Consider the following 12,580-nt stretch of genomic DNA (forward strand, 5'->3'; position numbering starts at 1 on the left):
AGGAACATAAAGAGTCCCGAGTGTCATGGTGGGACAATATTATAACACTTCCTATGTGATTTGGGTTAGATAATTTCGGTATCTGATGTTATCTATTTATTTTTTGTTATTTGGAATTCATATAAATTTTGGAATTTTAGTGGCATATTATTGTAGTTCAAATTATCATAATAAATGTAGCATTCGATATATTTCATGCGGGTAATCTCATAAATATATCACATATCTGCTGGTTTTAAAAAAATAGGGACAAAAAGGAATTATTCCACAAAGGATTACTCTATTGTTTTGTAGGAGGAACAAAGGGCATCCGAGTTTGATTGATTTCATCAATTTGATGAAAACATTGGTTCTATATTCTAACCGATTCCCTTTTTGAGTGGATTAACCCTTAAAATGTATGTCATATTATCGTATAAATAAAATTCTATTTATTCTTCTAATAAATAAAATATTATCACTATGATATTTAGAAATCTTAAAATAAATGGCAATCTTTAATGGTTAAATCTACCTTTTTTCTTCTTTAAAGCAATCGTTGGATTTGTATGTGTAATTAACTAATAGTACGATTATTGAATCCTTGTACTTATCAATTCAAAAAACAATTATGTTTATAATGTCATCTCAATAAAATATGAAAAACCATGTTTCTCCATCTTTCAATATATTATCAATACCAAACAATTAATTTTCGATATTCTTAGTTAAATTTAAAAAAATTAATATACTCTTCATACTTACGAATAGGTGTTGATGCTGAGAGTATCAGCTTGATTGTAGGAGATAGTACATGAAGTTCGTATTTGTAGCAATTGTTGCAGTGGTTGCCCTTGTGGCAGTTACCGGTTTTGCAGCAGCAGACCGTTTGCCCAATGCAACCCCTGAGAACCAGGTTTTTTCCATTGACACCGTAATCGATGCCACTGGAGCAGTAGACGACAAGAGCACCATGTCCTGGGTTATTGCAACTCCAGGTAAAATCCCAACCGGAATCCTTGGAGCAAGTCAGGTTATTTCTGATGTAACCTACAAGGATGCAATCCTCACTAATGGTGGAAAGCTTGCTGAAAACAAGAACTTTGATTTCAACTCAAAGAGCCAGAGCAGTGGCCTTTACAACATTGAATCACAGAAGGTTCTGACCTATGCAAGCACCGAAGGTGCACACCTTGTTGGTGAGGAAGAGTACACTCTCTCTGTTGCAGGAAACTTTGCAAGCTCATCAGATAACATCCGCTGTGTATTTTCAACCCTCAATGGTTCAATGCTCCCGGCATTCTGTAACATTGTCTCTGCAAAGAGCAGCCTTGTTAATGTAAACAGCGCCCAGGTTTCAACCAAGGGACAGATTCGTGCAACTGCAGACACCGCTGATGTTCCAGCAGGTCTGAACTACCAGATTGCAGTTACTCCTGATGCAAACTCCGGAAGCGGCTTTGCAGAAGGTACTGTAAAGACAGTCTTTGCAGGTAGCATCATGGAAGCCCGTGATAGTAACTACGACGATGGAACTGGAAGAACCTGGAACAAGACCGCAGCAACCAACAACTGGAAAGACACTACCTCAGTAACTGGTGGAATCAAGACCCTGCAGAAGGCCTTTACCTACCAGTCCGGTTTCAAGGTATAATCAAAGACTCCAAGATCTGATAATTTTTATCAGTTCTTTTTATTTTTGATCACCTTTTTACCCCTACATTTTGATTATTATCTGAGCATGAATTATATTTTAAATATATTCGATAAACTTCCTTAAAGATAGTCAAGAATGTAGTATCCCTAAAGAATATTATATCGAAAAAAATGGTGTTTTATTACATAGAACGAAACATATTACATATCTTTCAGTGTCACTGATCTGAAAAAGAAGATTTGTTTTTTCGGTTTTTTTTATCTTAATCTATTGCAATTCCGCCAAAGTCACGATACTCAAAGCATTCGCATTTGAGATGTGAAAGATTCGGAGCACTTGTCCCGGACTCTAATTCATCAGGTTTTCCTTTCCATATTACGGTTCCTTTCTCCAGAATAATTACCCTGTCACCGATAATCTGGGCGTCCTTTATTGAATGAGTAACCATAATCGCAGGATGACTACTTGTAACCAGTTGTTCTCTCAGTTCAAGTCTGATCTTCTCTCTGGCCATAGGATCAAGAGCTGTAAGTGGCTCATCAAGTAACAGGAGATGTGGCTGAACGATAAGAGCCCTGGCTAGAGCTACACGCTGTCTCTGTCCTCCTGATAGATTTGTCACCCTCTCATTCCTTACATGTGCAATTTCAAGATCCTCAAGGGTCCTCTGGATCTGAGAAACAATTTGTTCTTTTGGTATCTTTCGCATTTTAAGGCCATATGCGATGTTATCGAAGACAGACATATGGGGGAATAGTGCATAATTCTGAAACACATATCCAATGTTTCGCTCTTCAGGGGGGGAGAATATTTTTTGTTTAGCGTTGAATACAACGTGACCGTTGAGGACAATTTCTCCATCATCCGGTTCTAATAACCCTGAGAGAAGGTTGAGAACAGTTGATTTTCCAGAGCCATTTGTACCAAGAAGGATAAGAACTTCTCCGGGATTAACCGTTAAATCTATATTCAATTTAAAATCCCTGAGTTGTTTCTCCAGGTTTGCAGTTAACATCAGGGTGACCTCCCTGCAAGAACCCGTATTGTAATGAGAATAACACAGGATATCGCGATAAGTACAAGAGATAAGGATATTGATGCAGAGAGATCATTCTGCATAAAACCATAGATTGCCAGGGGCATTGTCTGTGTCTTTCCTGGTAGATTTCCTGCAACCATAATGGTTGCTCCAAATTCTCCAATAGCCCGGGCAAAACCAAGAATTACACCAGATACCAGCCCTGTCCATGCGAGAGGTATTGTGATCCTGATGAATGTTGTAAGTTGTGATGCCCCTAGGGTTCGTGATGCAGATTCATATGACTGATCAACCATAGCAAAGGCAGTTTTTGCCTGTCTGATGTAGAGGGGCCCTGCAACAAATACCTGGGCGAGTACGACTGCAAAAGTTGTAAAAATTATGGTTATTCCGATACTATTAAAATAGGACCCGATAAGGCCCCTTCTTCCAAAAAGGACCAGAAGTGAAAGACCGGCAACAGAGGGGGGAAGAACAATGGGGAGATCAAGAAGGGTTTCAACAAAGTCTCTTCCATGATAGGACACCCTGGCGTTCAGGTATGCCAGAGGAGTGCCTATGATCACCACAATCATTGTTGATGCTGCGGCAGTGATTAGTGAGAGAAAGATTGCACTCTCGACCTCTGGTTTTAAAATCGCAGCAATAAATTCATCAGGAGTTATCCTGAGCAATAGTGAGATGAGAGGCAGAGTGAAAAAAAGGATTGTTATGAGAACGATAAAACCAAATATGACCGGAGCTATCCTGGCTGCCAGAGTTCTGGAATTGATGGTGCCGGGTTTCATGATCCTAATTCCTGTGGTGACATATAGATCAGGCTTGCTAATCTATTCATTCCCTAAATGTCTTTCATAGGTAATTTAAATTTCCAATCATATTTCCAGAAGAAGGTCTGGAATAATGGAATGATAGATGTAATCCGCCCATATTATTTCCTATTATTTTCACTTGGTTGTATGTTCTGATTGTTCATAGGTAACACTTCAATTTTTTTATCTGTATAAATTCGTATACTCATAGCAATAATTGAAATAATCTTTTAACTTTTTTTACATATATCATAGAGTACTAAGTATCGTTTCGGAAAAATCATGAATCAAAATCCTGTATCAATCCTTGAAAAGGGATATAATAAACTTCTAAGCGAGTATAATAGGCTAAATCTACCTGAAATCAGAGTGAAACAATTCGGAATCAATCCGGGATGGAATGCTGTCATCGGAACCAATGGTTGCTGCGGGGTTGCGATGAGTTTTCAGGACAATAATCCTGTCTATGACTCTGATCAGACCGGATTGGATTATTCATATCTTCAAACCTGTATTGGCCAACCACTCTTTGAGGTGTCCAGGGAAACGATGTCAGATTCATGTTTAAGTAGACGTTCAATCGGCCTTGCCGCATTAAATGCCCTTTCACAACCGTTTGTAACAGATGAGATCCTGAAAGAGAAAGGATTCAAAGTTGGGATCGAGGTAAAAGATCTGGTTAGAAGTGATGATAATCTTGTAATTGTTGGATATGGCGGTCTTGTAAAGAGTTATGCTGGCCGTTGTCGGGAATTACATGTTACAGACCAGCGGCCGGTTGAATCCTTTAAAACTATGATTATTGGTGAAATCATTACTTCAGGCCCGGTTGGTATAACTGTCCATCCTGCAGATGAAAACCGGGAGGTACTAGCCGATGCTGATGTGGCAATAATAACTGGTTCGACTCTTGTGAATGGAACATTTAATGAGGTAGTCGGATATGCAAAGAATGCCAGAATTAGAGCACTTTATGGATCTAGTGCCCAACTAATACCTGATGTACTTTTTGAGAATGGCATCAATATCGCGATGTCGGTTGCTATCAGCGATCCTCAAAAGTTTGAATATGATGTCATGAATGCTCCAGATATGGAAACGGCCCTTCGTAAGCATCAGAGAAAATATAATGTTGGAGATCCCGATAAACTCTATGATATCAAATAGATATCATTATATTATTGATAAATGGGATTATCGAGAGATTACTTAGAAAAAATTATCCAGAACCCTGATTCATCATTGATGATCCGAAATTCACTAATACCAGCAGATCGTATACTATCCTCAATCTCACCAGGGCCATATTTACGAAATCGTACTCCCGGAATTGTCTCCATGTCACATTCTGATGAGTTCTCTTTTTTTTGTTGATTGACGGCATTTCTAATCTCTGATGAACCATACCCTCCACCAATGTATGCAAGGCCTCCATCTCTGAGAACCCGACGAATTTCATTAAATGCAATTGGAAGGTTCCTCCAGAAGTGATATGAACCACGGCTCACAACCAGGTCGCACGATCCATGAGTGAGGGGAATTCTATGAACATCACCGATAATTGGATGTATACGCCCTGATAAATTCTGTAATTTGGTATTTTTCATCAGAAGGGACTGCATTTTTGCTGAGTTATCAAGTGCCATTATGGATAGATTTGATGAAGTAACTAGTGCCATGGAAAGAGGACCTGGACCTGAACCAATGTCTATACAGGTTCCATCTCTGATCCCGGTTTTCTCAAGAATCTGGCTGGCAATAACCGGATAAATCTGTGCAAATACAGATCTTGTTAAATTGTCATACCTGTCTGCGTCTTCAGTTTTCATCAAAAGGTATCCTGTAATATGATCATGGATATGAAAAAAACTAATGATATCATTTGTGATGATTAGTAAATGTAATTTCTTAATCTATCTAAATAAATTACCTTTGTGTAAGGGATGATTGAACAAAAAAGAACTGGTATTATTGGTTTTACCGGTAATTATAGGAAAACAAGCATTGTGGCAGTCTGATTGATATGACCTATGTATTCTTCTCCATAGGTTGAAAATCCAACCATTGGTATATCTTTGAATATTGATCCATATGCATCATTCTTGCCATCCTGATAAAGTTGAAGAGTTCTCAGAATGCAGTTAAAGTTTATAAGCCCTTTAATAGGCCCGTTCTTCTCCTGAATTTTTTGAATGTCTGCTGTTGTGTCAGCAATGATATCTGTGGATTCAAGAACTTGGAGATCAACTCCCTCCTTGATCTGGCAGTAGAAGTAGATCGAACTTCCGTCAACACGCTGTGGACTTCGAACAAATGGTTCGCCGTCAGCAATAAGCCCTACTGGATGAGTCATGAAGTATGAAGCCACATCGGTTTCGTTGGCATCAATTGCTTTTGCATATGCACTGACTGCAGGCAGGCCATTGAACTCAATAACCTTACGGTTCGCTTCATCAACAGATGTTGGGGTTAGTTTTTTACCAGTTTCACAGAAAGACTGTGTTTTGAGAAGTTCAAATCTCGATGCCGGCTTGATGAGAGCAAGGACCGCTGCATTGTTGTAGACCTTTCCATCCAGATACACATAGGTCTTTTTAAAAGCCAGGTCATCGCCAGCTGAACCGCCGATTACCGGAATGTCCACAAGATCCCCTATCTTTTCCATGAGCCCTTCTTCAGCACAAGAAAGTCCGTCGATAAGGATTATCCCCACATACTTATCTGGGTTTAATTCAAGTGGTTTTAATCCGAATTTGTCTGCAAGGCTGATTATTGCACGTGAAGGAGCCTTACGATCACTGAGATCAATAACATCTGCCTCAATTCCTGATATAGCATCAGATTCTAAAGCCATTGCAACAACTGAGTTCTTCAGCATGCTTCCTGATACCAACTCACCTGCAGTAGAGCATCCAATCACTGTTGCAGTAGGGAATTTCTCTTTCATGGTCTTGCTAATGGATTCTGGATCGTATTGTGAAGACGCAAAAAAGAGAACAACAACCGGTGTAAGCCCAGAAAATGAGGATGAAATTTCTGTTGCAGCAGCAGTCGGGTCTGGTTTTATTGAATGTGATACCTTAATTGTCATATTACACCGTTAGCTGAACGCCCATATCTTTTGCGATCTGTCTGATCTTTTCAATAACAACAGGATCATCATCAGATGAGGCAGTATACTTCGCTCCGTCAATACCTTTTAAAAGAAGTTTCGTTCTTGTAGTAGATTCCAGGCTGGGATTTCCCTTTGCCCGTTGCTCAATGAGGTTATCTATAAGCGTTTTAATTTTTCCTGACATACATCATCCTATGGATTCTTTAAATTCATATTAACTTGTGACTATATCTATATTCCTTAATTAAATTAGCAAGATTTGCCTAATGCTCAAATATTATGCCTTATAATTATCGGTGAATCTGATTGATTCGTATGAAGTGAAAAGATCCGGGAAAAATTCGGAAAGTACCATGAGTAATATAAAAATCCTCTAGTGACGTATCTGTTGAGCCGCTGTTATTGCCAGATTTAAGGAATTTTGTAACTGGGAAAAACATGATATGGGAAACCTCATGGTAATGGACTCATCAATACTATTCTATGACTTCCCCTCCTCGTGATATCTACCTCAATAACGCTGCAACAACCTGGCCAAAACCAGAACGGGTTATCGATGCTGTACAGGCTCATCTTCACAGACTCCCCGGTGAATCCGGGCGTTCAACCGATGAACTAACCGTCGATCCGGTTCAGGAGGCACGAGAGACTGTATCAGAATTTTTGGGTTGTAAAGAGCCTGATCATCTGATCTTCACTTCTGGTGCAACTCAGTCTCTGAATATGTTGATTCATGGATTTGCAGCCGGGCAGGAGGATATGTTTCATGTAATTACCACGGATTTGGATCATAACTCAGTCCTGAGGCCACTTACAACCCTTGCTGATAATAATCGAATTGAGGTCTCGGTTATCCCATCACGAGACGGATATATTCACTCGTCTGATATCATCAGTGCCATAAGGGATGATACGCGTCTTTTCGTCATAAATCAGGGAAGTAATGTTCTTGGGACAGTTCAGAATATTCATGAGATACATTCTGCTCTCAAACGTGCTGATTTATTCATGATAGTTGACGGATCACAGACAGCAGGTCAGATACCCGTTGATCTCTCTAGACTTGGTGCTGATGCCTTTGTATTTACCGGGCATAAATACCTCTTTGGCATGCCCGGAATTGGAGGCTTCTGGATCCGCGATCCTGATGTTGTACAACCAATAATACAAGGAGGAACTGGCACTAATTCAGCAAACCTTCGGCAACCATCAATTCTTCCTGAACGATATGAAGCAGGAACGCCCAATTATCCTGGAATTGTATCACTTGAAGCCGGAATATCCTACCTGCGTGAGATTGGCAACTCCCGCATCGCTGATCATCAAAGAAAGTGTATCGATGCTTTTTATGATCCCTTAAAGGATTCAGATCAGATTATCAAATATCATCCTACACCCGATATTCCGGTTTTTCCGGTTAACATCAAAGGAATGGATCCCGATACCGCAGGGTTTGTAATCAGAACAACATATGGAATCATTACGAGAACTGGCCTTCACTGTGCTCCACTAATTCATGCCAGAATCACCGATGGAAAAGGGTGTGTGAGATTAAGTCCATCTATACTCACTGATCCATCAGATTGTAGGTTTGCTGGTGAAGTTCTGGCATCATTGGGTGATCAGGTTCAGTCTGCAGGAACTACATCTAAGGCTAGTCAGTAAACCCGGGATCACTTTTCCTTGATGAAATACCCATTAATTCCAATGTTTGCAGCCATTCAGGGTTCTGGGTATCAACAGTGAGCGTGATCATTTTTTCACGTTCTTTTTTTGAGAGCAATGAAATCCGGAGACAGGGAGCTGGTTTGGGCTCTTCTTTCTTTTTGCAGATGATCATGGTTACTGAATAATCATCTGTGAAGAGGTCAGGTATTCGTTCTACCTGTTTTATGGTAAAACCACAATCCTGGAGAGAGCGAAGATAATCGTCTGAAAGAAATGTCTGTTTCTTGCCTCTGTGAGATTTCCACTCGGGTTCTTCACCAATCATCCACATCCTGCTCTCTAACTGGGAAAGAGGGTTATCAGCAATCTCATTATCACCAGACTGGATATTGACAAAGATTCCTCCCGGAGCAAGAGCATCATAGATCTTAGGTATCATTGAAGTATTCTTTCCACTTGGGTTCGAGGATGAAAGGATGAGATTATATCCTGCTCCAATTTCATCTGTAAAGAAATTTCCAGGACATACCTTCACCTGCTCATCCATATCATGGGCTATTATGTAATCACATGCTGTATCCGTTACTTCCGGTAAATCAAACACAATACATGTGAGATCCTGTTTCAGGGAGGCTAGGGCAATAGAATATAGTCCGTGACCTCCGCCGAGATCCAGCATTAGTCGGGCAGAGAGAAATTCAGGAAGTGCAACAATAGACCTGATAACCTGCTGAAGTCTTCCGGTCATTGCATTCTCTGCCATCGGAGGCAGGCACATATCGCAGAAGAACTCCTTTTTATCATATATTACAGGCCCATTTTTTATGACATCAGGGAGATGTACCCAGAGTTCAGAGATCTTTTTCTTAATTTTCTCCAGATATGCCCCCTGATAATACGGTGATCCAGATGAGAAGTATGTGGTGGCTAATTGTGTATTCTGATATAATCCATTATTCTCACAGATAAAGTCACAATCAACAAGAATTCGTAACAATGGGGGAAGCATTTCATGACGAGGAATAACCTTGCTGAGTTCAGTAATAGAGACCGGTGTATCCAGATAATCGAACAGTTTTAATTCAAGTGCTGCAAGAAGAGAGTAAAACTGTTGTGTTTGAGCAGCCATCCTGTTTACTTTCCGAAACAGCAGATGTGGCTCAGTTGGGGGATTTGTAATAAACACCCGTTGCTTGTTTCGGTTATTTTGTTTTCCTTTTTGGCACTGTAGAGAGGATATAGTAGATGATATTTGGTGTGAACAGAGTGTTGGTATCATTTTGATCAATACTTATTGTATCTTATTATATATCATTTGTATGGAAGATATCTTCCTAAAACAACTATTTAATTACTATTGTTGTGGATATTTGTAATAGCAGAAAGTCAATTAAATCAGGATATTAATTGAATATGTATTTACGATTTTTATATTATATTGAGGATTCAGGTTATGTTTAATACCATTCAGGAAGTTAAAGTCAAACAATGTGGAGACGGGAAGATAAAAAAAGAGTATCTTCTTCCCGGTCCGGTCAAACGCGAGATGCTCGATTCCATGAAACCTGCAGGAGATATTTACATCATGGATTATCTGGCAGATCCTGTATATACCATTATCAATGGGACCGTTTTTAATATGAGAGGAGTTATTGGGAAAAAGAAGATTGAAGTCTGGTATGCAGCAGATGAGCTAAAACAGTCAGAAGAATTTCTACTCTCACTGTTTTTGTCAGTACTTTCAGGGGAATAAATAAATATTTATCACAATGCAGGTTCCTGAATAATCGTATATTGAACTTTGAGTAGAGTAATAATCATTCTATATTCGGAAAAATATGATCTACAGTCTGAAAAGAGATACCTAATGTTGATTTAGTAACAAAACAGGTGATGAGATTAGTAACTCTATATAAAGGGAGATCCGGAGAAATTTTACTTACTCCTTTCTTCCTCAAGAACGGTAAAAACCGTAAATCCCTTCCATAAATCCAGAGTGTTCTCAGCCGTGAAAATGATCAAAACATTCAGCACACTGTTTCCGATCGAAATCGTAACGCCTGTATTGACCATTTTCTGATTGTTCGATGGAGTTGAAGTAGAATCCCGTCCACTGGTTTCATACAACCCCACCTCCTGCAGTGCCATCCTTAAATGGCAATGCTTTGTTGCATATGTGTGTACTTAAAAATATGCCATGCAATACAAACAACAAATGGCACTCCATTTAGATATATATATATTATCTTGGCAATAATAAATCAATATCTATAACCTTCCCTCATAATGACCGTTTTCGAAAAAAAGACTTATGGTAATGGTTTGATGCCAATAGATACTTCACAGTCTACTGAAATAAACACGTAATTAAACGTGGACTACTGCCTGTACCATAATGGTATTATTCTTGTAAATCCCTCATGATCACTGATCATGGTCCGTATCCTTCTGAATGAGTGTTTTAACTCATCTGATCCTGTAAGATTCGATTGTTTACCTGACCATACAAGGTCAGGGATGATACTCATTGCACAGTAAAGAGCATACCTATTCCAGAAATCATATGAAGGAGAACCATTATAATATCCGTCAACCTGTCCTCGTGCAAATGAGATACTGATATTACGGGTGAACAGGGCTAGTTTATAGAAATCATGAATGGGATCACCCCAGTCTGACCTGTTAAAGTCGATAATCCCATTCAGGTGTCCATCATGAATGATGAGATTGGCTGGATGGTAATCATCATGTTGAAAGGTTTGCCTGACTCCTTCCAATAGGTATACATTTTTCGTGATAAATTGCTGAATAACATCCAGATTTACTCCCTTTGTGTCCACTGGGTTACGAGAAAATTCTGAACAATACCATTCATGCTTTCGTAGTTTCATCATGAACCAGGGGGGAGTTTCTGGTGGTGCAGACAACTTATGGAGTTTTTTTAATTCTTCTCCTGCCTGAAAGCCGATTCGATATTGATCTTCACAACTTAACCTGATGAGTGCCTCTTCACCATCTTCCCCATCAACATAGTCAAGTATCAGCAGGCATAATCTCCCATCATCATCGATCTGAAACTGGTGAGGTTTTGGGATATACAAAGAAAATTTACTGAGGTCTTTTAAAAGATTATATTGATCACGCATAGAGGATATCGCCCTGGCATCACCAACTGGAGTGATCCGTGCCAGGTATTTCCTACTGGATGGGGTGATAAGAAGATACTTCAGATCTGAAGAATACCCTTTTTTTATTGGGATAATCTCTGAAAAATCTACACATTTGTGAATCAGATTTAGAACCGTGGGGCTTATATATTCATTCATACGAGTAAAAATTAAAATAATATTCTTAGCAGTGTTATATGATTAATCATATTCCCAAATAATTATACCCTCTTCATCCCAATATCTTTCTACCGGAGTCTGAGAAATGCATCTGGACGATATTGACTGGGATATGTTATGGAAAGAAAAGCAGAAGATGCATAATTTCACATCCAATCCCGTTTCGCAGGAGAAGCGATGGGATCAGATGGCTTCCTGGTACAGATTCTGGTCAGAGCATGATGAATACCCTCCTAAACTCCTCCAGCGCATTCAAATGGATCGAGAATGGTCTGTTCTTGATATTGGGTGTGGAACTGGAACCATAAGCATTGCAGCTGCGATGAGAACCAAACGGGTGACTGCTCTTGATGTATCAACAGAAATGCTCAATATTCTGAAAGAAGATGCAGAACGCAGGTATCTGGGAAATATCAGGTACCTCCACCAGACCTGGGAAAGTGTCAAAATTGGAATAGATATCAAGCCTCATGACATTGTCGTCGCTTCCCGTGCAATCTCCCGGACCGGTGATCTCTGTGAATCACTCCAGAAGATTAACCAGGCTGCCCGAGAGTATGCGTATATAACAGCCTGGAGTGGAGAGGAAGGAGATTTTCCTCAAAACCTTCTGAAGGCAATTGGCAGGAGCTACACAAATACTGCTGACGATATCTATGTCTATAATATCCTACACAAAATAGGAATTCGCCCCAATGTTGAGCAACTTGAGTGCCGAAATCCTATTTACTATAAAGATCACGAACATGCTCTCCAGAGTTATCAGATGCTATTAAATCTCACACCTGAAGAGACCGTGTGTGCAAGAACCTACCTAAAAGAGAATCTGGTCCGTAGGCGTGATGGCAGATATGAAACACCAGAAACACGGACCTGGTGGTCACTCTTCTGGTGGAAGAAACAATCTTAATTAGCGGTACCTGTTTGGATCATCCAGATTATCTTCGTGATTTAATCCGTAAA

At 39.7% G+C, this 12,580-nt stretch carries 12 protein-coding genes; 5 read left to right on the plus strand and 7 right to left on the minus strand.

Annotated elements, in window-relative coordinates; all coding sequences use genetic code 11:
• The first annotated feature begins 793 nt into the window (after positions 1–793).
• Positions 794–1,633, plus strand: a complete 840-nt coding sequence (locus tag DK846_RS10725) for a hypothetical protein (protein ID WP_109968950.1) — start codon at positions 794–796, stop codon at positions 1,631–1,633.
• Between the two features lie 265 nt (positions 1,634–1,898).
• Here the strand turns inward: DK846_RS10725 and DK846_RS10730 are convergent, their stop codons facing one another.
• Entirely contained in the window at positions 1,899–2,651 is a 753-nt protein-coding gene (locus DK846_RS10730) for an ABC transporter ATP-binding protein (protein ID WP_109968951.1), read from the minus strand.
• Positions 2,651–3,463, minus strand: a complete 813-nt coding sequence (locus DK846_RS10735) for an ABC transporter permease (RefSeq protein WP_109968952.1) — start codon at positions 3,461–3,463, stop codon at positions 2,651–2,653. The genes DK846_RS10730 and DK846_RS10735 overlap by 1 nt, the downstream gene beginning before the upstream one ends.
• Positions 3,464–3,769: 306 nt before the next feature.
• Here DK846_RS10735 and DK846_RS10740 point away from each other — a divergent pair, with 306 nt between their 5' ends.
• Positions 3,770–4,654 carry a Rossmann-like domain-containing protein gene (locus DK846_RS10740; protein WP_109968953.1) on the plus strand — a complete coding sequence of 295 codons (885 nt, stop codon included), beginning with the start codon at positions 3,770–3,772 and terminating at the stop codon, positions 4,652–4,654.
• 38 nt (positions 4,655–4,692) lie between these two features.
• Here the strand turns inward: DK846_RS10740 and DK846_RS10745 are convergent, their stop codons facing one another.
• The 3 genes from DK846_RS10745 to DK846_RS10755 all read right to left on the minus strand — a co-directional run bounded on the left by DK846_RS10745 (position 4,693) and on the right by DK846_RS10755 (position 6,786).
• Positions 4,693–5,316 (minus strand): class I SAM-dependent methyltransferase, encoded by a 624-nt coding sequence (locus DK846_RS10745; protein WP_109968954.1) that lies wholly within the window; start codon positions 5,314–5,316, stop codon positions 4,693–4,695.
• A 158-nt stretch (positions 5,317–5,474) separates the two neighbouring features.
• Positions 5,475–6,578, minus strand: a complete 1,104-nt coding sequence (locus DK846_RS10750; RefSeq protein ID WP_109968955.1) for an FIST signal transduction protein — start codon at positions 6,576–6,578, stop codon at positions 5,475–5,477.
• Between the two features lies 1 nt (position 6,579).
• Positions 6,580–6,786, minus strand: coding sequence for a hypothetical protein (locus tag DK846_RS10755; protein WP_109968956.1), 207 nt, complete (start codon positions 6,784–6,786; stop codon positions 6,580–6,582).
• Positions 6,787–7,085: 299 nt separating this feature from the next.
• On the opposite strand from DK846_RS10755, the gene DK846_RS10760 reads away from it, so the two are divergent.
• On the plus strand, positions 7,086–8,267 hold the full coding sequence (locus DK846_RS10760; protein ID WP_109968957.1) for an aminotransferase class V-fold PLP-dependent enzyme: 1,182 nt from the start codon (positions 7,086–7,088) through the stop codon (positions 8,265–8,267).
• On the opposite strand, the gene DK846_RS10765 is transcribed toward DK846_RS10760, so the two are convergent.
• Positions 8,257–9,399, minus strand: a complete 1,143-nt coding sequence (locus DK846_RS10765) for a methyltransferase (protein ID WP_181391733.1) — start codon at positions 9,397–9,399, stop codon at positions 8,257–8,259. The genes DK846_RS10760 and DK846_RS10765 overlap by 11 nt on opposite strands.
• Before the next feature lie 324 nt (positions 9,400–9,723).
• On the opposite strand from DK846_RS10765, the gene DK846_RS10770 reads away from it, so the two are divergent.
• Positions 9,724–10,023, plus strand: coding sequence for a hypothetical protein (locus DK846_RS10770; protein ID WP_109968959.1), 300 nt, complete (start codon positions 9,724–9,726; stop codon positions 10,021–10,023).
• Positions 10,024–10,648: 625 nt separating this feature from the next.
• On the opposite strand, the gene DK846_RS10780 is transcribed toward DK846_RS10770, so the two are convergent.
• On the minus strand, positions 10,649–11,596 hold the full coding sequence (locus DK846_RS10780; RefSeq protein ID WP_109968961.1) for an aminoglycoside phosphotransferase family protein: 948 nt from the start codon (positions 11,594–11,596) through the stop codon (positions 10,649–10,651).
• A 106-nt stretch (positions 11,597–11,702) separates the two neighbouring features.
• On the opposite strand from DK846_RS10780, the gene DK846_RS10785 reads away from it, so the two are divergent.
• Positions 11,703–12,527: a class I SAM-dependent methyltransferase gene (locus tag DK846_RS10785; RefSeq protein ID WP_109968962.1), complete on the plus strand. Its 825-nt coding sequence runs from the start codon at positions 11,703–11,705 to the stop codon at positions 12,525–12,527.
• Positions 12,528–12,580: the final 53 nt, after the last annotated feature.

This window comes from Methanospirillum lacunae (genome assembly GCF_003173355.1).
Lineage (GTDB): Archaea > Halobacteriota > Methanomicrobia > Methanomicrobiales > Methanospirillaceae > Methanospirillum > Methanospirillum lacunae.

What these genes read in the sequence shown, in the direction of transcription:
- DK846_RS10725 (WP_109968950.1), top strand. Translation starts at nt 794, where the DNA reads ATGAAGTTCGTATTTGTAGCAATTGTTGCAGTGGTTGCCCTTGTGGCA.
- DK846_RS10730 (WP_109968951.1), bottom strand. Translation starts at nt 2,651, where the DNA reads ATGTTAACTGCAAACCTGGAGAAACAACTCAGGGATTTTAAATTGAAT.
- DK846_RS10735 (WP_109968952.1), bottom strand. Translation starts at nt 3,463, where the DNA reads ATGAAACCCGGCACCATCAATTCCAGAACTCTGGCAGCCAGGATAGCT.
- DK846_RS10740 (WP_109968953.1), top strand. Translation starts at nt 3,770, where the DNA reads ATGAATCAAAATCCTGTATCAATCCTTGAAAAGGGATATAATAAACTT.
- DK846_RS10745 (WP_109968954.1), bottom strand. Translation starts at nt 5,316, where the DNA reads ATGAAAACTGAAGACGCAGACAGGTATGACAATTTAACAAGATCTGTA.
- DK846_RS10750 (WP_109968955.1), bottom strand. Translation starts at nt 6,578, where the DNA reads ATGACAATTAAGGTATCACATTCAATAAAACCAGACCCGACTGCTGCT.
- DK846_RS10755 (WP_109968956.1), bottom strand. Translation starts at nt 6,786, where the DNA reads ATGTCAGGAAAAATTAAAACGCTTATAGATAACCTCATTGAGCAACGG.
- DK846_RS10760 (WP_109968957.1), top strand. Translation starts at nt 7,086, where the DNA reads ATGACTTCCCCTCCTCGTGATATCTACCTCAATAACGCTGCAACAACC.
- DK846_RS10765 (WP_181391733.1), bottom strand. Translation starts at nt 9,399, where the DNA reads ATGGCTGCTCAAACACAACAGTTTTACTCTCTTCTTGCAGCACTTGAA.
- DK846_RS10770 (WP_109968959.1), top strand. Translation starts at nt 9,724, where the DNA reads ATGTTTAATACCATTCAGGAAGTTAAAGTCAAACAATGTGGAGACGGG.
- DK846_RS10780 (WP_109968961.1), bottom strand. Translation starts at nt 11,596, where the DNA reads ATGAATGAATATATAAGCCCCACGGTTCTAAATCTGATTCACAAATGT.
- DK846_RS10785 (WP_109968962.1), top strand. Translation starts at nt 11,703, where the DNA reads ATGCATCTGGACGATATTGACTGGGATATGTTATGGAAAGAAAAGCAG.